General features: G+C 58.9%; 18 protein-coding genes. 6 read left to right on the plus strand and 12 right to left on the minus strand.

Translation table 11 applies throughout. The features are described 5' to 3' along the window. Positions 1-49 precede the first annotated feature (49 nt). From A3AU_RS0129805 to A3AU_RS0129820, 4 genes are all read right to left on the minus strand, one after another. Positions 50-979 carry a glycosyltransferase gene (locus A3AU_RS0129805; protein ID WP_027056150.1) on the minus strand — a complete coding sequence of 310 codons (930 nt, stop codon included), beginning with the start codon at positions 977-979 and terminating at the stop codon, positions 50-52. Positions 980-1,064: 85 nt separating this feature from the next. Continuing rightward, positions 1,065-2,042, minus strand: a complete 978-nt coding sequence (locus A3AU_RS01000000136345) for a glycosyltransferase family 2 protein (RefSeq protein ID WP_051355501.1) — start codon at positions 2,040-2,042, stop codon at positions 1,065-1,067. A gap of 43 nt (positions 2,043-2,085) precedes the next feature. Further along, positions 2,086-3,453, minus strand: coding sequence for a polysaccharide pyruvyl transferase family protein (locus A3AU_RS01000000136350; protein ID WP_051355502.1), 1,368 nt, complete (start codon positions 3,451-3,453; stop codon positions 2,086-2,088). A gap of 170 nt (positions 3,454-3,623) precedes the next feature. Then, complete coding sequence (locus A3AU_RS0129820) at positions 3,624-4,865, minus strand: glycosyltransferase family 4 protein (protein WP_081709721.1); 1,242 nt, start codon at positions 4,863-4,865, stop codon at positions 3,624-3,626. 280 nt (positions 4,866-5,145) lie between these two features. Here A3AU_RS0129820 and A3AU_RS01000000136355 point away from each other — a divergent pair, with 280 nt between their 5' ends. Continuing rightward, the gene (locus A3AU_RS01000000136355; RefSeq protein ID WP_335337259.1) at positions 5,146-6,180 is read left to right on the plus strand and encodes a glycosyltransferase family 4 protein; all 1,035 of its coding nucleotides are present in this window, start codon (positions 5,146-5,148) and stop codon (positions 6,178-6,180) included. Here the strand turns inward: A3AU_RS01000000136355 and A3AU_RS0129830 are convergent. Further along, complete coding sequence (locus tag A3AU_RS0129830) at positions 6,173-7,405, minus strand: glycosyltransferase (RefSeq protein ID WP_027056152.1); 1,233 nt, start codon at positions 7,403-7,405, stop codon at positions 6,173-6,175. The genes A3AU_RS01000000136355 and A3AU_RS0129830 overlap by 8 nt on opposite strands. A 259-nt stretch (positions 7,406-7,664) precedes the next feature. On the opposite strand from A3AU_RS0129830, the gene A3AU_RS0129835 reads away from it, so the two are divergent. The 3 genes from A3AU_RS0129835 to A3AU_RS0129845 all read left to right on the plus strand — a co-directional run bounded on the left by A3AU_RS0129835 (position 7,665) and on the right by A3AU_RS0129845 (position 10,427). Next, on the plus strand, positions 7,665-8,537 hold the full coding sequence (locus tag A3AU_RS0129835) for a glycosyltransferase family 2 protein (protein ID WP_027056153.1): 873 nt from the start codon (positions 7,665-7,667) through the stop codon (positions 8,535-8,537). Then, positions 8,537-9,862: a polysaccharide biosynthesis/export family protein gene (locus tag A3AU_RS01000000136360; protein ID WP_032918352.1), complete on the plus strand. Its 1,326-nt coding sequence runs from the start codon at positions 8,537-8,539 to the stop codon at positions 9,860-9,862. Before A3AU_RS0129835 ends, A3AU_RS01000000136360 begins: the two co-directional genes overlap by 1 nt. A 322-nt stretch (positions 9,863-10,184) precedes the next feature. Further along, the gene (locus A3AU_RS0129845; protein ID WP_027056154.1) at positions 10,185-10,427 is read left to right on the plus strand and encodes a hypothetical protein; all 243 of its coding nucleotides are present in this window, start codon (positions 10,185-10,187) and stop codon (positions 10,425-10,427) included. 12 nt (positions 10,428-10,439) lie between these two features. Here the strand turns inward: A3AU_RS0129845 and A3AU_RS0129850 are convergent, their stop codons facing one another. The 3 genes from A3AU_RS0129850 to A3AU_RS1000000139260 all read right to left on the minus strand — a co-directional run bounded on the left by A3AU_RS0129850 (position 10,440) and on the right by A3AU_RS1000000139260 (position 13,769). Continuing rightward, complete coding sequence (locus A3AU_RS0129850; protein ID WP_081294031.1) at positions 10,440-11,234, minus strand: sugar transferase; 795 nt, start codon at positions 11,232-11,234, stop codon at positions 10,440-10,442. Positions 11,235-11,402: 168 nt separating this feature from the next. Further along, the gene (locus A3AU_RS0129855) at positions 11,403-13,259 is read right to left on the minus strand and encodes a GumC family protein (RefSeq protein ID WP_081294030.1); all 1,857 of its coding nucleotides are present in this window, start codon (positions 13,257-13,259) and stop codon (positions 11,403-11,405) included. A gap of 174 nt (positions 13,260-13,433) precedes the next feature. After that, entirely contained in the window at positions 13,434-13,769 is a 336-nt protein-coding gene (locus A3AU_RS1000000139260; protein ID WP_154674693.1) for a hypothetical protein, read from the minus strand. 418 nt (positions 13,770-14,187) lie between these two features. Between A3AU_RS1000000139260 and A3AU_RS01000000136365 the strand changes: the two genes are divergently transcribed. Further along, positions 14,188-16,488: a mannose-1-phosphate guanylyltransferase/mannose-6-phosphate isomerase gene (locus A3AU_RS01000000136365; RefSeq protein WP_032918354.1), complete on the plus strand. Its 2,301-nt coding sequence runs from the start codon at positions 14,188-14,190 to the stop codon at positions 16,486-16,488. 193 nt (positions 16,489-16,681) lie between these two features. Here A3AU_RS01000000136365 and A3AU_RS1000000139265 read toward each other — a convergent pair whose 3' ends face one another. Continuing rightward, positions 16,682-17,086 carry a hypothetical protein gene (locus A3AU_RS1000000139265; RefSeq protein WP_154674694.1) on the minus strand — a complete coding sequence of 135 codons (405 nt, stop codon included), beginning with the start codon at positions 17,084-17,086 and terminating at the stop codon, positions 16,682-16,684. A 107-nt stretch (positions 17,087-17,193) separates the two neighbouring features. On the opposite strand from A3AU_RS1000000139265, the gene A3AU_RS0129875 reads away from it, so the two are divergent. Then, positions 17,194-17,922, plus strand: coding sequence for a Crp/Fnr family transcriptional regulator (locus A3AU_RS0129875; protein ID WP_051355503.1), 729 nt, complete (start codon positions 17,194-17,196; stop codon positions 17,920-17,922). 910 nt (positions 17,923-18,832) lie between these two features. Here the strand turns inward: A3AU_RS0129875 and guaA are convergent. From guaA to A3AU_RS0129890, 3 genes are read right to left on the minus strand one after another with little or no spacing between them, the layout of a single operon-like run. Further along, positions 18,833-20,395, minus strand: coding sequence for a glutamine-hydrolyzing GMP synthase (guaA, locus tag A3AU_RS0129880; RefSeq protein ID WP_027056159.1), 1,563 nt, complete (start codon positions 20,393-20,395; stop codon positions 18,833-18,835). A 55-nt stretch (positions 20,396-20,450) separates the two neighbouring features. After that, positions 20,451-21,116 carry a 5'-methylthioadenosine/S-adenosylhomocysteine nucleosidase gene (locus A3AU_RS0129885; RefSeq protein ID WP_032918355.1) on the minus strand — a complete coding sequence of 222 codons (666 nt, stop codon included), beginning with the start codon at positions 21,114-21,116 and terminating at the stop codon, positions 20,451-20,453. Next, positions 21,116-21,574, minus strand: a complete 459-nt coding sequence (locus tag A3AU_RS0129890) for a PaaI family thioesterase (RefSeq protein WP_027056161.1) — start codon at positions 21,572-21,574, stop codon at positions 21,116-21,118. The genes A3AU_RS0129885 and A3AU_RS0129890 overlap by 1 nt, the downstream gene beginning before the upstream one ends. Between the last annotated feature and the right edge of the window lie 46 nt (positions 21,575-21,620).

The raw sequence follows: 21,620 nt of genomic DNA on the forward strand, positions 1-21,620 counted from the left end.
GGGGACAAGCGGCCTGCCACCCCCGTGATGCAGAAAGCGACGGAAGGCCTCATACCGCTAGAAACTGGCCAATGAGCCGCGAAATCTTGCTCCGCTCCGCATTCCTTCGCAATCTGTTGGCCCAGTAAGTCCACCCCAGATATCCAGGGGGAATTTCCAGACCGAGTTCCCCGCAGTCTCGCGATATGCGGCCGAGCACGGATCGCTCCTGCCTGTCGATGCGGTGCGCCCTCGCCGGGAGGAATTTCTCCGGCCCAGTGTAGTGCCGGATCAATGCCCGATCCCAATATCTTGTCTGGAATGCCGACTTCTGAACGTTGAATTCCACAGGAAGCGTCTCCCATGCCCGATTGGCAGCGATGTTGAAGGCGCATTGGTCGACATGGATACACGACCCGTCCCAATAGGGACAAAACTCCGCATGCCTCTGGATGAGGGAATCGTACCGTTCAGGAATTCCCGAGCCAATCCATCGGGGGACATTGATGACAATCAGTCCAGAATTGAAGTAGCGCCGTTCGAGGCCGTGTTTTTCGCAGTTTTCGAAGAATGCGGGATTGTCGAAACCTGTGGATATGGAAAGGTCGGGCACGGCGGCGAGAGGCTGTGTTTTCGGCGCGGTAACCGCCAGATCAAGGGGCCGCATGACAAGCGTATCATTGTCGAGATAGCAGACCACATCATGTTCGCCCGAAACCGCGGCGATAGCTTCGGTTTTCTCGTATGCCGTCGATGTTATATGGCCATGACCGCACAAACCCCGGTGAACTGTCGATAGGGTGTGGGTCGCCAGCCGGTGGCCCTTCGCCTGGAGCACCCTGAGCACCGCCGGTGGGGGAACCGAACGGAATCCGGACTGAACAATATGGATGTCTATTTCCCGCTTATGGCACAATCCCAACGCCACGACGCTGGCGTAAGTCAGGTCATCGCGCCTGCCGTCGGTCAGGTAAACGACACCGATGCGCTTTTCGGTCATGGGTTATCCTCTGCGCGGATGAAAGCGGACATCCGACCCGAGACAATGCTTCCGCGCCAGTAGCCATGTGCTCGTGGCTTCGCCATCAATTCCGGCTCCAGGCCTCCGCAAGGCGCGAGCGGATGTGGCTTAGCGGATTGGGGAGATGGACCAAGTAGTCGACCGGCGGCAGGTAGGCCAGGCTCGGCGAGAGCTCGGCCGCAAACCTGAGGAGATCAAGACCAGCTGCCCGCTGGCCGCGGGCGATATGCGATAGACCAGACCAGTATGCCCGCTTTCCAAGATTTCGATACACACTGCGCCGCAGTTGCTCCACCCCAGGCACGCCGGCCGCTTCGTGCGAAAAGAAGCTGTCGAAGGTGAGCTTCTTCTCGATCATGTCGCGCTTGAAGTCCTGCCAGAATACCGCGGATAGATTTGCGCCGTGCACCCGCCTTATTCCATGGATGGCGTTTGTCACAGCCGCTCTGCGACCCAGCGAGAGCCGCAAGAACATTTCCAGGTCCTCGCTGTAGGATATCTCCGACCTGAAATGGCCAACCCGTTTTAGGTCGGAGGTTCTGATCAGCGCCGCGCCGCCCCCGAATAGAACCTTGCTCGGGAGGGACCGCTCCAAAGCGAATGTTTCCGTCGACAGGAATCGCCAGTCGTCGACGGCCGAATTCTCCACGACTGGAAAGGGACGCTCCTCATGCCAAACCAACTCGGCTCCACACGCAAAGGAAACGTCGGGTTCTTTTTCAAGAACCGCGATGGCTCGGTGGAAACAACCCTCGACAAGCAGATCGTCGGCGCAAAGTATCACAAAATACTTCGAACTAGCCCAGTCCACACCCTCGTTACACGATGCGTGCAGGCCGAGATTTCTCTCTCGTGCCACGACCGTTATGCGCTTGTCCCGCTTGGCCAGATTTTTTGCAACATCGACGCTGTCGTCGGTGGAAGCATTATCGACGATCAAGATCCTGATATCGTCCACCTGCTGCCGCAGAATGCTGTCGACAGACTGGGGCAAGTAACGCCCGTAGCAGTAATTAGGAATCAGAATGTCGACTAGTGGCATCGATCAGCCTTCACAAATTCGTTGAGCCTTGGAACACAATTGCTCATCTGTTTCCCGAGACGGCACTCCGATCTTCGGTTTTGCCTTCGCAGATCGTTGCGTCGTCCGTCCTGACCTCCCGGCGGGCGAAAACTTGTGTCCGCAGGAGAACCTCCTGGTCCCTAAGCTCTTGCCTGTATCGCACAACGGTTTCGCGCACCTGCAGCGCTCGCAACTCCCGTTCCGCAAGAAGTGTGTCCAGCCGGGACTCAAGCCATTCCACGCTGAACGTTTCGACGCTGGTACAGAAGGCCGACAGACCGGTGTCGGCCGCAAGCGCGTCATGCTTTTCGAGGTATCCGAGAGATATGACAGGGAGACCCACCCGCAGGGCGCAGACAACATTGTGGAACCGGGTAGCGACGACGACGTCAGTCGTCTGCATTTGCGCCATAACGTCGTGAAGCGATGCAGACCGAGTGTAAACGACCCGGGCCAAATCAGCGTCGGAGAGCATTCCGCGAAGCTGTTCCATGACATCGACCACCGCGACTTCGTCGTTGTCCTGGCCCAGGATAAGGCGAACGGCAAAGCCGCGCATAACAATGCGTGCGACAAACTCGCCGAGTTTGGAAATATAGGCATTGTAGATCGCCTCACTTCCACCTGTGCGGCCACGGTAGTTCATGACGCCCACGCCCACGACGGTGGATGCCGAAATCTCGCGCTCGACACGTGGAACTGGAAGGCCAAAGGCAAGATCGGGGAAAATCCGGTCCCTCGCGACATTGATCCCGAGGGACCGGATGAAATCGCGTGAAATTGCGTCACGATACGAGCGGTATGACGCACAGCGGGCAGCCCAGGCAAAGAACATCCGACTCAGCGGGTGGTAAGCAGGTCCGGCCCCAATGCTGGCAAATGCGACGACGCAGCCACGCAGTCTCGCCATCAGCAGCCATTTCATAAAAAGGTAGGGCATTCCAAATGGTCTGTCGCCAAAATCATCGAATGCACCGGTTCCGGGCAGCACGACAGCATGAAAACCCCGAAGCTTGAGGAAGGCCCGGATCGGTCCCAGCATCTTGTGCGGAGCCCGACCGAGGATGCGGTTGGCCTGGTCGAGCCAACGCGATTTGATGGCGGGCCGCGTCAATTTGATGGTCTTCACGGCGAAGGCTTTCTCGACGGCTTCGGGCCATGTACAAATCACGGTAAGCTCGGCCTCTGGGCAGATCCGCCTCAGCGTGTCTATCATTGCCTCAAGCGAGCCGTCATTGCCGAAATTGCCGACGCCGAACTGTCCTATCAGGGCGATCCGAAGTCGCTTCGTGCTTCGCGTGACATGCATATGGTCGTAGCCATTGACCCGTCGCAGCTCATGGACATGAGGTTCAAGCACGGTTTCAAGTTGCGCATTTTGGGACTGCATCGAAACCGTTCGCTCTCAATTCGTGAAGCCACACTCATTCTGCGATGAAGGGGCCAACACGCCCGTCGAATGAATGCCAATTACCCTAGTATAGAACCCCCGCACCTATTTCCTCGCTTCAACTTATAGGCAGAACAACACACCTTTTTGGTTGAGGCACTGGCAGTCGATCAACTGCCGAACTCTCCGAAATCGGCGTCGACCTGAATCATGAGTTCGAGGTATTTCCACGCTATCCAGCGCCACGAATAGCTGCTCGCCCTCGCGTGCCCCTTGGTAACAAGCCGCTGCCGCAAGTCTGGGGTGAGCATCAGCAGGCGGATAGCTTCGACCCACGACTGGACGTCGTCGGGATCGGCATAGAGAGCCGAATCCCCGCAGACTTCAGGAAGACACGGTGATGTTGAGGCCACGACCGGGCAGCCCGAAGCCATCGCCTCGACGGCAGGCAGCCCGAAGCCCTCGATCCGTGACGGAAACAGGAAGCACAGGGCGCCTTCGAGCGCCTTCTTGAAGTCGTCATCCCCTATACGGCCAAGGAGGACGATATTGCCGGGCATTTCGGGGGCGTAGCGCCGAACCGTGGTCGCGTCGACATCGCCCGGCATCCACAGGTCGAGGCCCATCTCGTCGAGCAGTGGCGCCAACCTGGCGAGCAGCCCCATGTTCTTGTATTCCTGATCCCGCCTTCCGAGGCAGAGGACATACGGCCGGCCGCGACCGACGGCCAACGACGACCTCGCTGCATCCCATCTCTTCGCATGGTCGCTGCCGTTGTAGGTGACGACGATGTTTTCTTCCGGCGCGATCCCGAACTCGACCAGATGGCTGCGCGACAGTTGCGAGACCGTGGTAATACGGGCGGCCCGCCTGCCTAGTGCCGGCAGGATCAGGCGGTGCGCCCACCGGAACCCGCGCGGGTAGCTCGACGGCATGAGCCTCGTGTGCATGTCGTGGATGCACGCGATCTGGCGCTTCAGGACGACAGGAGCGAGGTTACAGAAGCTCAGCAATCCTCCGGGCACATGCCAAGGCAACTGCGCCTGCACCCAGAATTGGGGAAGTCGCGGCCTGTTAAATTCAGGAACGACACGGACAGGGATAGCATTGAGGCGGAAACCTTCGGACAGCGGACGCGGCACCACGAGATCGATCTCGAGGTCGCGACCAAGCGGATGCCCTTCCGAAATGAGCGCGTCGAGGGCCAGGGTCACCTCGCGGGCGTAGCGGGCTACTCCGGTCGGTCGAAGCGTCGTGAAATCCCCATTTATCGTCCAGCGTCGTCTGGGCTCTTCATGATCCGCCCATGGGAGAGCGAAAGATCCATTTGGGGTTCCGGCCCGGTGACCATTCAACTGTTTAGCCAGTCCTGGTGGTGGCGACTCCGTCGCGTCGAACTCGAGCTTGCCCATGTCCATCTTCCCCGGCCCTTCGGCACCTGAGCGAGAGTAGCATTGCCGGGAGTACTCAGGTCCTCAAACGTTCGAGGTAGAGACGCCTCGCCTATACGGATGATTGCCGCTAGGCGGACGACCCGATGGCCATGGTGACCCAGCGTCTTCGCGGCTCCACACTGAACACCTCAAAGGGGCAGATATGGCACGGCATTGGACAATCAACGGGCGTTTTCTTTCGCAGCCGACAACAGGCGTCCAGCGCTACGCGCGCGAGGTCGTCCGTTCGCTAGACGCCTTGATCGCGGAACAGGGGCCTCTCGTCCGGGGCCTCGAAGTCAAGCTCCACTGCCCGGCTGGATCCGATCAGATGCCACTCGCTTTCGTTAAACAGTCCGAGATCAGTGGCTCGAGCGGCCATGTCTGGGAACAGACGCAGCTCCCGTTGTCGCTCGATGGAAGCGGACTGCTCAGCCTCTGCAACACGGGTCCGTTGCTTTCCCGAAAGCACATCGTTTGCATCCACGATGCGAACGTCTGGAATGCGCCGCAGAGCTATTCCCGTGCTTTCAAGGGCTTCTACAGAACGTTGTTGCCATGCTTGGGCAAGACGGCATGGCGTATTTCGACCGTTTCCGATTTCTCGCTGGGCGAACTGGTTGGCCGCGGCGTCATCCCCGAGCACCGGGCTTTCGTAACCCCTAACGGTCATGAGCATGCCTTGCGATGGGTGCCTGAACACTCGGCCAAAACGCGATTGTCGGCCTCGCGGGCAACCATCGTCATGATCGGCAGTGCCGCACCCCACAAGAATGTGGAACTGATCCTCGACATGGCTGAACGCCTTGGCGAAGCCGGGCTCAGGATCGCGATTGTCGGCATGTCGGAGTCGCGCGTTTACAGGTCGGGGGCAACCAGGGCCGAAGCCCAGAACATCCACTGGCTCGGCCGTATTTCCGATAGCGAGTTGGCTGCTCTCCTCGGGGACTCGCTATGCCTCGCTTTCCCCTCCCTCACAGAGGGCTTCGGTCTCCCCGCCCTCGAGGCGATGGCGGTCGGCTGCCCGGTCGTGGTTTCCGACCGCGCCAGCCTGCCTGAAGTCTGCGGAAACGCTGCGCTGTTTGCGCCTCCCGACAACCCGGAGGCATGGTTCGACCGTTTCATGCAGCTTCGCAATTCCGAGGCGCTACGGAAGCAGATGATAGCCAAGGGAGAGGCGAGAGCCTCGGCATATACTTGGAAGGCGACAGCCTTGCGCTATCTCGAGGCGATGGCCGAGGCAGACGGCGTTGATACCGAAACGAAGGTCGTCAGGGCTCGGGAGCTCACATGATCTCGTGAAGAGCCTGGACCGCGCCGAGCGATTCCAGGATCGCGCGGTCGAAGTTTTCTTCGGAAAAGCGCCTCGCATTGCTGGCGCAGGCGCGCGGTGTGATGGCATGGCTGTTTTCTTCGAACAGGTCGACCGCATCCTTGAGATGATCGACGGTTTGAGCCTTGAACAATACCCCTGTCGGTTCGGGCGATGACTCAAGGCGCCGCACAATGTCGACCGCCCCACCGCGGCCGAAAGCGATCAGCGGCGTTCCGCAGGCCTGCGCCTCCGCCAGCGCTATGCCAAAATCCTCGCAGCCCGCAAAGACCATCGCCTTTGCCCGTGCCAGGGTCTCCACGTAATCTTGCCGGGGCAGATAGCCCGAGAAGGTGACATTCGGACCGGCAAGCGCCCGCAGGCTGGCTGATTGCTGCCCTTCGCCAACGATTACCAGCCGCCGGGATGGCATCTCGTTGAAGGCGCGGATGACAAGGTCGGTGCGCTTGTACGGTGCCAAGAAGGATGCAGAGACATAGTAGTCATCCTTGTCCCCCACACAGGGCAGTTCTCCGAGCGCAACCGGCGGAAAGACGACGCGCGCCTCGCGCCCATAAATGTGCTGGATGCGGGAGCGAACATAGTTCGAATTCGCCAGCATCAGGTCCGGACCATGCGCGGTCCTGGTATCCCACGTCCTCAGCCGGTGCAGCATATACCGATAAAGCATTCCCTTCGGGCCAAAACCCAGCTTTCCCTGTTGAAGGTAGGAGAACTGCTCATCCCAGGCATAGCGGACGGGGCTGTGCACATAACATAGATGCGGCTGATCCGGCCTGGTGATCACACCGCGCGAAAACGCGGCCGAAGACGAGATCACCGCGTCGTAACCCGTCACGTCGAACTGCTCGATCAGGAAGGGACAAAAGAAGAAGAGAGACCGGTAGAATTTCCGCACCATAGGGATCCGGTTGGCCGCCGACGTATGGAATTCCACGTCCCGGAAATATTGCTCCTTGATCTCCGCCGGCAGGAAATCGAAAAGCGTAAAGACTTCCGAATTCGGAAATTGCTTGCAGATCTGCGCAAGGACCCGCTCGCCTCCCCGGAAATTCGGGCACCAGTCGTGAACGACCGCTATTCTTGCATATTTGTCGACACCAACCCCGGGGGTGGCCGGCAACGTCTCGATTGGCACGTTGACCTTGGCTGCGATTGCCAGGTCGGAAGAGCGTTCGTGGAGCATGGTTCCCCCTTGCCCGCAGGCCAGCAATCCCCATTCCCGGCAGTCTCCTTTTCAAGTCATGGCTCCTGCAAGTTGTCCGATCGGTTACAGACAGCTCCGGGAGCGGGCGGGCCTAATACTTATGGTTGTGGGACTTTCCCCGGAATACTCCAAAAGCCTGTGTTCCGAGGTAGACCAGGCTTCTCACTACCCTTTTATGCAGGCTGTCCTGCTCTGCTCGCTGTTCTAGGGTTGGCTGGCAGCGAAGCATGGACCTGGCATGAAACTCGCAGTGATCATCCCGACCCTTGGCCGCAGCGAACAGGTCGCGCGCCTGCTTCGGCATTTGGGTGGCCAGACGAGACTTCCCGATGAGGTCATATTGTCGGCACCGGACGCCACACATGTCGAACTGCCGGAGGGCTGTCCATTCCCCGTGTCTCTCGTTTTCGGCCCGAAGGGGCTGGCTGCCCAGCGGAACACGGCTCTGATCCCTTCCCTGGGGCGTTTCCAGATCATCACGTTCTTCGACGATGATTTCGTCCCATCCGCCGAGTACCTCAAGCAGGTCGAAGAAGCATTCATCGCAAATGGCGGATGGGCGGTGGTGATGGGCAGGGTCGTCAGGGACGGGGCCACCAATGCTGGCCTCACTTGGGAAGATGCCGAAGCCGCCCTGCGAGAAGCCGAGGGCAAGAGGAGTGACCTGCCGTCGGTGGTCGACCATGTCGGTGCATACGGATGCAACATGTCCCTCCGTTCCTCGCTTGTGGGCGATTTGCGCTTCGACGAGCGGCTTGTCCTGTATGGCTGGCAGGAAGACATCGACTTCACCAGCCGAATGAGATCCAAAGGTCGCGTGGTCAGCGTGACGTCGATCACGGGAGTCCATCTCGGCATCAAGACGGGGCGCGTCAGCGGAGAGCGGTTCGGCTACTCCCAGGTCGCGAATGCTATCTATCTGATCAGGAAGGGTTCCGTGCCGGCCTCTTTCGCGCTTCCCCTTATGCTCAGGAATATCGCCGCTAACCTGGCGAAGAGCTTGTGGCCCGAGCCGTATGTTGACCGACGAGGCAGGCTCAGGGGCAACCTGCGCGCGATCCTGCACGTCGCCATCGGACGAATCGAACCCGAGTACATCTTGAAAATCTGATGACGGGGAAGACAATGCGCAAATGGTTATTGACGATGGCGTCTGCTTCACTCGCTGCGGCGGTCGCCTGCCCGTTGCCTTCGGTGGCCGCCGAGTATCTCCTCGGACCTCAGGACAAGGTCAGGCTCAAGGTTTATGAATGGCGCGCCTCACGTGATGTGATTTTCGAATGGACGGCTCTCAACGACGCTTTCGTTGTTGGTGCCGACGGCACGCTCTTCCTTCCGTTTGTCGGCCAGATACGTGCGCAGGGCACCGCTCCTGGCGATCTCGCCCGCGCGATTGGCGATCGCTTGATGCAGAACATGGGTCTCGGCCGCCAGCCGGACGTCGCCGTCGAGATCGTACAGTACAGACCGTTTTACATCGTCGGCAACGTCAAGCAGCCCGGCGAGTTTCCTTATCGGCCCGCACTGACCGTGCTGCAGGCGGTGGGGATCGCGGGTGGCTTGCCGATTCGCGAGGACGACATATCGAGGCTCGGGCGGGAAGTCATCTCGGGCCAGGGCGACGTGGGACTACTGGCGCTGAGCAATGTCGGCCTTCTCGCCCGCAAGGCGCGCCTGGAAGCCGAACTGGCCGCCAGCGATGATATCTCTTTCCCTGCGGAATTGAAGGATAGGGCTTCGAACCAAACAATCTCTTTGGCGATGGACCAGGAGCGCAAGATCTTTGCCATCCGCAAGGACGCGCTGACGACACAACTCCGTTCGCTCCACGAACTCAGGGAGTTCCTTGAAAAGGAACTGGACTCGCTCGGACAGCAACTGACATTCCACGACAAGCAGATCGAGCTCATACAGAAGGAGCTGGAGGGTGTTTCGACCCTTGTCCAGAAGGGACTGGCGGCTGCACCGCGTGAACTTTCTCTGGAGGGGACAGTCGCCCAGATGCAGGGAGAGAGATTGGCTGCCGAGACCTCACTCTTGCGGGTGAGGCAGGAGATCAGCAAGACCGACATCGAGATTCTCGACCTCAGCAACCGTCGCGCAAGTGAAGTCGCTGAAAGTTTACGGGAAACCCAGCTGCAGCTCAATGAAGTTACCAGCAAAGCCGATACCGCGGTGCAGCTACTCCACGAAACCGAGGTGACAGCCCCTGCCCTGCTCGCCCTCAGGAAACGCGCCGAAAGCGCCAAGCCAATCTTTAAGATCGTTAGGACGACGGATAGTGGCGCGGCGGAACTCACGGCCGAGGAGACGACACCTGTCGAACCCGGCGATACAGTGAAGGTCGAGATCCCGCCACCGGAGGCAGATTTGGCCACCCTGCCGGCAAGCGGTAGCCTTCAGGCCGAAACGATCCCAATTCAGGGTATCAATTGATCAAGTCTATACTTCCGGGACGCTCACCTAGTTCGCTGATCTATCACGCATCGAAAATCGAAGTGCCCGATGGCTTTCGATATTGGCATGATCGGCATTGGCTTTAGGCGCCGAAATCGCGATCGCGGAAGACTCCAGGAAAGGCGAAGAACACCCGGAACGCCGAGACAAAGCGCGACGGCGTAAACGGGCCATCCACGCAGTGCTTCGGGCACTTGCCTTGCCCTTCGAGGCCGCATATCAGTGAGCGCCCTGGACCCTCAGGCCCGGACAAAACCTTCCTGCCGCAGTGAGTTGATCCGTCCTGCGGGTGCCACTGGAGATGTCGGTGCTCATGACTATAATCGCCGTGTCGGCTGCAGGCGTTCTGATGGGGCTGCGGTTCAAGGTTGCAGCCCTTATCGCGGCGACAGCTTTGCTTGTGGTTGGAAGCTTTGCCTGGAATGGCTTTGGATTGCCGGGCCATGTGACCGTCGGCAAATTCCTGATCCTGGTATTCATATTGGCTTGTGCGTATATCGTCGGCCTGTCCCTGTCCGTCCGCTGGAAGCGAAAAGCAGAGTGACACATCAGGTCGTCAGGAGGCTCTGTCGAAGCGCATCACTGCGAAGATGGTCCTGAACAGGATCGCGATGTCGAACCAGACCGACCAGTTCCGAACGTACTGGCTGTCCAGCGCAACGCGGTTAGCATAGTCCATGCTGCTTCTTCCGCTCACCTGCCAGAGACCGGTCAGTCCCGGCCTCGTGCGAAGATACTCCCCTACGTGGTCGCCGTAACGCAAAAGTTCTTCCTTGACGATGGGCCTTGGCCCTACACAACTCATGTCGCCGCGAATGATGTTGTAGAGTTGGGGTAGCTCATCGAGGCTCGATTTTCGGAGCATGCGCCCGAGGAATGTAACGCGAGGGTCGTTCCTGATCTTGTGGGTCTTCTCCCACTCCATTCTGATGTTAGGATTGGCTTCGAGATAGGATTTCAGAACGTCCTCCGAATTGGCGACCATCGAGCGGAACTTGTAGCAACTGAACGGCTTTCCGCCGAAGCCGACCCGGCTGTGTGAGAACACCGCGGGGCCTCCTGCCGTCATCTTGATTAGCAGAGCAACGACGATCATCACGGGCGCGGCCATCACAAGCGCCGTGGTTGCTATGATCAAATCCAGGATTCGCTTCAGGAGACCTCCCACGGGAGGATTCTTCGAGCCTGTCCCGATGGCGGGCGACAGATCGGTCAATACAGCCCCGCCACTGTCATGGTCGGAAGCAGAAACAACATGCAGGACAGTTCGGCTGTCGATCGCTACCGGCACCGAGGGCTGACGCCAAATCGGGGGCGTGTGATGTTGCTGGTTCTCGAAGGCGTTTGTCATGATGATGGTTGTTTCGAACTGTTCGGCAGTGACACTTTTCCAATGTCGAGGGCTGTCGGCAAGAAAGGCAAAGGAGGTAGCGCTATACCCCTGACACTACCCCTAATCCCAAGGAATGATCCTCCAGGCCTTGCCGACTTTCCAAGGAGACGCATCTCACCTCCTTTTTCACGCCTTGCGGTGTTTGGATGTCATCGCCCGAGCATTCGCCAGAAGCACACCAAGCACGTGCGTCCTGCTGGCCTGCAACGTCCTGACAAGTTCCCGTAGAGTTTCTGCGTGTGTCTTGCCCCATTCGGCAACGATGACGACACCATCCAGAACGGATCCGACAACCAGTTCGTCGGCTCCCGAGGCCAGTGTCGGCAGATCGACGATGATAACCTCGTAGGCGGCAAGTTCGAAATCGGCGAGATCAAAGGCGGTGAGTTCCTGGAGGAACGCCTCCATATTGCGTGGCGCCAACAGGTTTCTGCCGTCAACCACTGAACTTGGAAGCATGTCGAACGGCCGCCCCGGAGCGCGGACGATGTTGAGTCGGGATGGATCCTGGCACTGTTTGTCGTATGCAACCGAACGGCCGAGCAGCCGCATGGTCGTCGCCGACCGACGAACATCGGCGTCGATCACCAACGTCTTCAGACCGGACATCGCGTATAGCGTGGCGAGATTGCTGACGACGGAACTCTTGGGGCTGTCGTCGGATACGGCGGTCAACCCAAGGAATTTGACCTGATGGTTGGTTTCCGCAAGGCTGATTTCGGTCCGTGCTCTCCTGAGGCTCTGGCTGTATCGTGAGTAGGGGTGTCGTTTCACTTCGTCGACGTAGCCAGACTCCCTTCGCTTGTTCGTCAATGGCAACTCTCCGACGCATTCGATACCCAGGTTGTCCCTGATGTGCCGTGGCGACCTGATGGTCCAGTCGAGCGTCTGCCTTACAAATGCAACCCCAATGCCGAGAATGATGCCGGCAATCGCGGCGAAGGCGAGCATCAGCTTCGGCCTTGGAGCGCTCGGATAAAGGGGCGCTGTCGCGGCCGTGATCACCCTTGCGTCAGCCACCGGATAAGATTGCTGGCTTACCGAATTGGTGTAGGCCTGGAGGAAGCTTTCATACATCTTCTGGTAGGTTTCGGCGGTCACCTCAAGCTCTTCAAGCGTAGGCACAGCGTTGACCCCGTCCATGGAATTCCCGTCTTCCTTTTTGACCTCGTTGCCGACGCTGTAGTCATGCCGAGAACGGAATTCCTGAGCCTTCGCCATGGCCGCGTTCATCTCGGCACGAAGCTGCTGAAGTCGCTTTTCGAGCCACGCGCCACCTTCCTTTGCCGCGTCGGCTTTGGTTTCGATCTGCTCACGCACGAAGGAATCGGCTGTAGCGTTCGCAATATTGGCTGCGCCCTCGGGGTCAACCGACGTAAAGGATATATCTATGGCGTAGGAAACGCCGACCCTGCGGATGTCGAGGCCGTTGCGGAAAATCAACATTGTGCGCCGGAACTTTTGGTAATCGGTCAGCGACGCAGTCGGTTCGGGGCTGCCTAAGCCGAAATACTCCCAGAGCTCGGTGAACCGGGCCATCTTCTGGGCCCCGAAAGCGTCAACCAGGAGTGTTTTTATCTTTCTGAATCTCTCCGGCAAGATCGGAGTCGGCGGACGGTTGAAGTTGGGGTCTGCAACGAGTTTCAACTGGTCGATGACCATCGCGGCAATCTTTTCCGATTGCATCACTGCGATCTGGCTTTCCACTTGGGCGGTATCCAATGACAGATTTACTTCTCCGCCCTCCTGCAGATGTTGCGGCAATTTCGGCTCGATCAGGATCTGCGCGCTGGCAGTAAAGACCGGGTCGGTGGTCGAATTGTAGAACCATCCTACCAAGAGAGCGGCGCCAAGGCAGGCGATGATCGTTCCGATGTAACGCCTGAAAAATCCGGTTATGTCGGAGAGGCCGATAAACTCCTGGCTGACTGAAACCGGCTGGTTCGTCGTCGAAGGCCATTGGTGGGGTAACATACGGTCCATTCAAACTCTCCTGCAGGCGTGCTGGAAATTCCAGCGCACGCGCCGTCCTGACGCAGGCGGTGCATGGTGTCCGGCCGATGTCTGCATTGAAAGCTGAGGCCCCGCGATCCCAGGTTGCCGCAGAAGATTACGTCGGCGGTACGAAAGGTAAACGCCACCAATCGGCGTATGGTGCTACGCCCTATTGGAAGGCAGAATGCGCTGCAGTTCCGCTCGCATTCTATTGAGAAATGACATCTGCTGATCCAGCGAGACCTGACGTCTGTGGTCGAATATCAAGCTGCGCGTGAGGGTATCGATCTTCGCGGACATGATTTCGGGGTTGTCGCCGTTCTCCATCGCCTCGAGAGAGAAAGCGGCGCAATCCGTCATCGCATTCCCAAATGGATGGAGTTGGGTCGATTCCTTCTCGATTTCCAATTGAATGCCTTGGAGAAGGACAACCAGGCGTCCGAAACGCTTTTCATCGACAGCTTCGCGGGATGAATATCTAGATGCGGCGAACAGCATCTTGCAGCCAATCCTTGGATATCAGCGCCCGGATAGGACGCACGTTCCAGAATACAAAACCTCCTCGCCTGGACGAGACATCCTTTCGGCCGTCGACTGGCATCTCCCATTGGATGAGGGGTGCGTAGCTGGGCGTCGAGGCTACCCGAATTCATTACGAGGCCGGTGCCGGACAGCGTGCTAAGACTTCCTTGATTTCGAAACGCAATTTCGCCGAGCGTGACGTGCCCCTGAACAAAGTCGGCCGAGCCAGGCCGACTACATTCGCGTTCGAAACCAGTGCTGTCATAAAGGCTACCGGCTCACTGTCACCGGTCATGACTTCCGCAGCGAGATTTTCAATGCTCTCACTCCGCTGCTGCGTCGAAATCCAGAGGGTGGGAGCTTACAACCGGGCATTCCGAGACGAGGTTTGAGCATGGCATACAAGTTGGTAAGTTTTGTCATGAGCGGGGGCGTGGGCTCACGGCTGTGGCCGCTCTCGCGCGAAGACAATCCCAAGCAGTTCCATGACCTTTCAGGCGACGGCTCAATGCTTGCGAAGACTGTCCGACGCCTCAAGGCGCGGCCAGACAATCAGACGCCAATCTACCTGATAGCCTCCGAACGGCATGCCGATCGCGTCATCTCGGACATTGCTTCGCTTGGCCTGAACGGCGGAAGACCAATCTTCGAACCCGTCGGCCGCAATACCGCCGCGGCGGTCGCTATCGCCACCTTGCAGACAATCTCGGAACATGGCAGCGACGCTTTAGTGCTCGTGGTTCCTTCCGACCATGAGATATCGACCGAAGCGCAATTCTGGGAGACCGTCGATTCGGGCGTCCCTTCCGCCGATTCAGGAAGCATTGTCGTCTTCGGCATCAAACCAACACATCCCGAAACTGGATACGGCTACATTGAGGTTGCAGCAAATGATGGTGGAGTGGCTGCAGTTTCGCGCTTCGTCGAAAAGCCAAATGCCGAGACCGCGAGCAAATACGTGTCGTCGGGAAGATTCTACTGGAATGCGGGCATTTTCCTGTTTCGTGCCGACACGATGCGAGGGGCATTTCTCGCTTTCCAGCCGGAAATCTGGGACACTGCGGAACGGGCCCACAAGACAGCACGGGCCGACGTTTCCGGTATCTATCTTCCCCAAGGCTTCTACTCGGCCGTCCCCTCCACGTCGATCGACTATGCGGTCATGGAGCATACGCGCGATATTGCGATGGTTACGGCTTCCTTTCGCTGGAACGACCTAGGATCCTGGCAATCGCTGCTCGAAGCTAGCCCCACAGACCGCGACGGCAATGTCGTAATGGGCGACGTCGTCGCCATGGATTGCGGCAGCTCCTACCTCAGAAGTCAGGGCAGGCTGCTGACCGTCATTGGAATGAACGATGTGGCGGTGGTGGCGACACCTGACGCGGTATTCGTAGCCCCCGTCAGCCACAGCCAGAACGTGAAGAAAGTCGTCGAACAGTTGGAGAAGAGCGGACGCCTCGAGACGAAGTTCACGGCATCGGAAGACCGGATCATCGTCAGCGGATCATGGCGCAAGCGCGTCGAGCACTGGCTTTTCGAGGAAACCCTGCCGCTTTGGTCCACTGCGGGTGTCGACGAAGTGTACGGTGGCTTTCACGAAGCTCTCGGCTTCGATGCAAGGCCGTTGGGCAAGCCCAAGCGGATACGGACAATGGCTCGCCAGATTTATGCCTTCGCGGTGGCCAAGGAACGCGGCTGGGCCGGACCGTCCGACAGGCTGATCGGGCACGGCATCGACTTCATCGCGAAACATGGCCGAACCGACCGCGGCGGCTGGGTGCGGACCCTGAATGCAAACGGCAGCGTGGCTGACCCGGCGGAGGACGCTTACGACCATTCCTGCGTGCTCCTGGCGCTTGCCCACGCTCACCGATGCGGCCATCAGGATGCACTGCAACTTGCACAAGAGACATTCCATTTCATCGACGCCCATCTCGAGGACGACAGGCTGAACGGCTTCCTCGAGACCCCCGGTTGGAAAGGGGTGCGGTTTTCGAACCCGCACATGCACATGCTGGAATCCTTTCTCGCCTGGTACAAAGTCACCGGCGACCGCGCGTACCTGCGTCGAGCGGCACGCGTCATCGATCTCTTCCGGTGCCACTTCTTCGACCAGGAAAGCTGGACTCTTGGGGAACGTTTCGATGTCGATTGGCTGCCGTTGCCGGGTGACCAGGGACAGTGGACCGAACCGGGGCACCATTTCGAATGGGCCTCGCTACTGATCGATTTCGCGCGAGAGAGCGGGCAGAAGGACTTGGCACCCTACGCAAGGAAGCTCTATTCGTCCGCGGTCGCCAGCGGATTGAACCGGGCTACGGGCCTGGCCTATGGGGCAGTGTCGCGGCAGGGATTGCCCCTCGACCGGCTCTCCCGCAGTTGGCCGCAATGCGAGGCCGTCAAGGCAGCCGTCGCCCTGGACAGCATTGGTGGGCCTGACCTGAAACCCGAGATCGAAGCGCGTGTCGCACGCCTCTTCAGATGGCATATAGAGCCTGCGCCGCTCGGCTTGTGGATCGACAGAATCGATGAGCGCGGGAGGTCAGTTGCGACGGAGGTTCCCGCGAGCATCTTCTACCACTTGGTGACCGCGTTGATGCAGTATTTGGACAAGACCGAAGGCCAAATCCAACCTTTCCCGCTGCCAGCTTTGGATTTGAGCAAGGCCGCCTTGGAGAAAGCTTACGGCTAAACCGGACAATCTACGTTGTTGTGATGTCCCAAGGTGGAAGTGCCGGCTACGGCTAATTCGGTATCTTCCGCCTCTGTGTCGCCGCTACAAACCGGAATAGCATGGCTCATAAGACAAGTCTAAAGAGAAGCGTCGATTGACCCTCTCCAACCTCGTTCCGATGCCGGGCTGCGATCAAGGCCTCTAAGCAACGTCATTTTGAGCAGACATGCCCTTCTTGTACGGACAGTTGAGACGTAACTATGGCAAAAAAAAAGTCACGGACCAGGCCCAGCAGCGATCTCCTTAAACTGCTTGCCACCAGACCTCGAGCGGTTGCGCTTGCTGCGCTGCACGTGAGTGAATCCGTGCTGCTTGAACTCGAGGCATCGGAGTTATTGTCCGCAAGACAAATAAGAGGACTGCTCAAGGATGCATCAACGACCTTGCGGAACGCCGCCGGCCAAGTGGACAACCGCAGTTGCTTCATCGCCAGCGAAATAGTCGATTCGATGCGGGAAAATTTCACAAGGAATAAAAGCTGACCGACGTGTTCAGCTGCGATTTCAACTCTTTGCTCGGGCCTGCAGGCGTCTGCATGTTCGCCGAAAATTTGCATCGCTAAGCCATCCTGACTGCAACTGCAGAACAGGTACTCATCACACCAAATTTAATGTACATTGGTTCGGAGGGGACTAGAAATGGAGACATTGGGCGGGGTTGTAAATGTCGTATGTTTCACCTTCTTTGCGTGGAAACGGAGATCGGCCATCGTACATAGGGCTCAACGACGACGATGCGGCGATCATAAAGACGCTGGGGTTCACGCCGAAGCGCTATCCACCTGAGACGGTCATCTTCAGTCAGGGTGAGAACAACGATCGCGCTTTCATAGTCGAGTCAGGCTGGGGTTGCATTTCTCATCAACTGGAGGGGGGGCAGCGACAGATTGTGGATTTTGCCCTGAGAGGCGATATCATCCTGTCTCGGTCCTACGCGGGTGGCGCTCTTGAAACGTTTGTTGCGCAAACCGAACTATGCGTGTTGGTAGCCTCAACCAAAACACTTACCCTCGCTGCCATGAAATCACCCCATATTTTCTCCCTGATAGTGGAGGCTCTTGGGCGCAATGGAGCGGTCGTCGCTCAACATCTCACCAATGTAGGCCGACGGAGCGCCTTGACGCGGACGGCGCATCTGTTCCTCGAATTGAGGGCGCGTATGGAACTAATAGGCTCTGTCACCCGCAATAGCTTCGAGTGTCCCTTAACCCAGTACGATCTCGCGGATGCCCTCGGTCTTACTCCGATTCATGTCAATCGGATGTTGCGCGAACTTCGGGAGCGTAAGCTTCTCGAATTCCGGCAAGGCCGTGTTAGGGTGCTCGATCTACCAAGCATGACGAAATTCGCGGGTTTCGAAACCAAATATATCGACGGAGCGGCGCGATCGTGAGCGATGCCGTGATGACGAGCTATCGCATGACAACGAAGAGGGATGACTTTTTGGGTTTGCCTGCTTTGCGCCGCAATGTTGCGAAGGAAGCAAGATCTTTGGTCTGCCGAATTTCGGACAGCGCGGCCATTTAGAGTGCGTTTCTGTCGGTCTGCAAAACTAGGCCGGAGCACTACAGATTACGCTATTCCTACTCGATCGTTTTTCATACCAGCGAGATCATTGATACCTGGCATTTTATTGCTGCCCCAAAAGCCGGCTAACGGGATCACTCGGGCGATTTTTCGCGTCGTGCCCACCCAACAACGTAGGCAATCCAGCTCAAAAGTGCGGCAACGATTTCAAGAGGATCGGTCCGCAAAAGAGATGGCCGGTGCAGGGATGCTTGGGTTGGAAGCGGGCAGCACCGGCCATCGCGGGATTGGGCGTTTGGTTGGGATCGTCCCCCGCATTGCCTAAGTTATAGACATATTAGCTATTGCTCAACTAAGACTGAAGTCCTGTCCAGCGGTAAGCGGCCAATGCGGGTCCGACTTCATCGGTAGGGTCGGCGACCGCCGCAATTGCCACGCGCTTTAAGGAGTAACGATCACGGCCGCGGAAGTACCGCTCTGGCCCCGACGCGGACAGGACGGACGCTTCAAAATGTCGGTCAAAAAAGGTACCGTCAGGCCCGCAAATCCGTGACGGTACTTTTCCTCGACGTTGAGCCGCGAATGAAAAGTACAGTCAGATTGATCTGCTGCCCTACCGTCGAATGCGCGCCTGGTCTGCTCGGAGTCAAAAAATCAGTGACTTAGACAGTCGAGGACGTCAGTTGATGATGCAGCGCCGATTGTGAATGAGACGAACCGCAAATCGTTGCTCTTTCGTCGAAAAACTACACCAGACCACCAGATTACGCTGCCCCCTACTCCCACTCGATCGTGCCGGGCGGCTTCGACGTCACGTCGTAGACGACGCGGTTGATGCCGCGGACCTCGTTGATGATGCGGGTGGCGGCGGCGCCCAGGAAGGCCATGTCGTAGTGGTAGAAATCCGCCGTCATGCCGTCGACCGAGGTGACGGCGCGCAGCGCGCAGACAAATTCATAGGTTCGCCCATCGCCCATCACGCCGACGGTCTGTACCGGCAAGAGCACGGCGAAGGCCTGCCAGATGGCGTCGTAGAGGCCGGCCTTGCGGATCTCGTCGAGATAGATGGCGTCGGCCTCGCGCAGGATCTCCAGCTTTTCGCGAGTGATGCCGCCAGGGCAACGGATGGCGAGGCCGGGGCCTGGAAACGGATGGCGGCCGATGAAGCTTTCGGGCAGGCCGAGTTCCCTGCCGAGCGCCCTCACCTCGTCCTTGAACAGTTCGCGCAGCGGCTCGACCAACTGCATGTTCATACGGTCGGGCAGGCCGCCGACATTGTGGTGCGACTTGATGGTCACCGACGGGCCGCCGGTGAAGGAGACGCTTTCGATGACGTCGGGATAGAGCGTGCCCTGCGCCAGGAAATCGGCGCCGCCGAGTTTCTTTGCCTCTTCCTCGAACACTTCGATGAACAGCCGGCCGATGGTCTTGCGCTTCTTCTCCGGGTCCGCCTCGCCTTCCAGCGCCGAGATGAATTTGTCCGAGGCGTCGACCAGGATCAGCGGCAGATTGTAGTGTTGGCGGAACATCGCCACCACGCTCGCCGCCTCGTCCTTGCGCATCAGCCCATGGTCGACGAGGATGCAGGTCAGCTGGTCGCCGACCGCTTCGTGGATAAGCAGCGCCGCGACCGAGGAGTCCACGCCGCCCGACAGCGCGCAGATGACCTTACCCTTGCCGACCTGCTTGCGGATGGCCTCGACCGCGTGTTCGCGGTAGGCGCGCATCGTCCAGTCGCCTTCGATGCCAGCGATGTTGTGGACGAAGTTCCTGAGCAGCCTGGCGCCGTCCGGCGTGTGCACCACTTCGGGATGGAACATGATGCCGTACATCTTGCGCTCGACATTGCCGAAGATGGCGAAGGGCGAGCTTTCCGATTTGCCGAAGACCTGAAAGCCGGGCGGCAGGGCGATGACGCGGTCACCATGGCTCATCCACACCTGGTGCCGCTGGCCGGTCGCCCACAGGCCTTCGAACAGCGGGCTGTCCTTCTCGATCTCGACGAAGGCGCGGCCGAATTCACGATGGTTGGAGCTTTCGGCGACACCGCCCATCTGCACGCACATGGCCATCTGGCCATAGCAGATGCCAAGCACCGGCACGCCGGCGTCGAAGACGATCTGTGGCGCGCGCGGGCTGCCGATATCCGAGGTCGAGGCCGGACCGCCAGACAGGATCACGGCTTTCGGATTGATGCGCTTGAACGCGGCTTCGGCCGACTGGAACGGCACGATCTCGGAAAACACGCCGGCCTCGCGGATGCGGCGGGCGATGAGCTGGGTAAACTGGCTGCCGAAATCGACAATCAGGACGGTGTCGGGATGATTGGCTGTTTTCATGGCGAGCGTTTAGAGAAAGAAACGAGTCGGCGCAATGGGTTGCGTAGGCTGACTTTCAGACGGGCCTGGCCTGATCGCTGGATGGAGCCGCCCGCAGCAGACCCGAGCCGATCGCCTGTTCGAGGCGCATGACGGCGTCGGCCAGCTTTTCGTCGATGACATGCAGATATTCGGTCCAGTCGCCGACGTGCCTGAGATCCGCCGCGCCGTCGGAAATGCCGCGCAACCCGATCAGCGGCACATCGAAGAGCTGGCAGGCGCGCAGGCAGGCGAAGGTTTCCATGTCGACCATGTCGGCCGCGATGCCATCATAGGCAGCGCCGGTGATGACAGCGCCGCCGGTCGACAGCGTCCCCTGCTTGATTTCGGGAATACGGAACGGCAGCGGCACGGTCACCGGCAGGTCGAGAAACGGCGTCGCGCCTTTCTCGAAACCCAAGGGCGAGGCATCGATGTCGCGATAGCTGACCGAGATGGCCTGATAGATTTCCGTCTGTTCGAGGGTCCGGCTGCCGGCCGAGCCGAGCGAGACGAGAAGGTCCGGCAATGCCTTTTCAGACTTCAGCCAAGAGAGTTCGGCGCCGAGCCGAACGCCTGCCTCGACCGGGCCGATGCCTGTCATCAGCGGCGCGAACAGTTTTTGCAGATGCGGGCCATATTCGGCCTGCGCCGCCATGACGAAGAGGACGTCCTTGCCACCAATTCGGGTAACGTTGGTCATCAGCCAGCAATCCCATCGCGCCCGACCACCGTCATCATCGTCCCGGTCATGGTGGCGATCAGCTTGGCCTCGCCATCGGCGGCGAAGGCATAGGCCTGGCCATCGGCGACGATGATGGTGCGGCCGGGTTTGGTCACCGAGCCACGAAACAGGAAGCGCTCGCCCTTGCCCGGCGCCAGGAGGTTGACCTTGAACTCGATGGTCAGCACGCCGGAATTTTCCGGCATCAGCGAGAACGCGGCGTAACCGCAGGCCGAGTCCAGCGCCGTCGAAATGACGCCGGCATGCAGGAAGCCGTGCTGCTGGGTCAGCGCCGCCGAATAGGGCATCTCGATCTCGATGATGCCGGGCGTCACCAATGTCAGCTCGGCGCCGATCGTCGCCATCGCCTGCTGGCGGGCGAAGGATGCCCTGACGCGATCCTCATAGTCCGGAGCCGGTACGATCTTTGCTGCCATCGCAATTGCCTTCAGTTTTGCCGGGAAAGCTTATCGCAGAGGCACG

This window comes from Mesorhizobium erdmanii USDA 3471, assembly GCF_000472705.1.
Taxonomy (GTDB): Bacteria; Pseudomonadota; Alphaproteobacteria; order Rhizobiales; family Rhizobiaceae; genus Mesorhizobium; species Mesorhizobium erdmanii.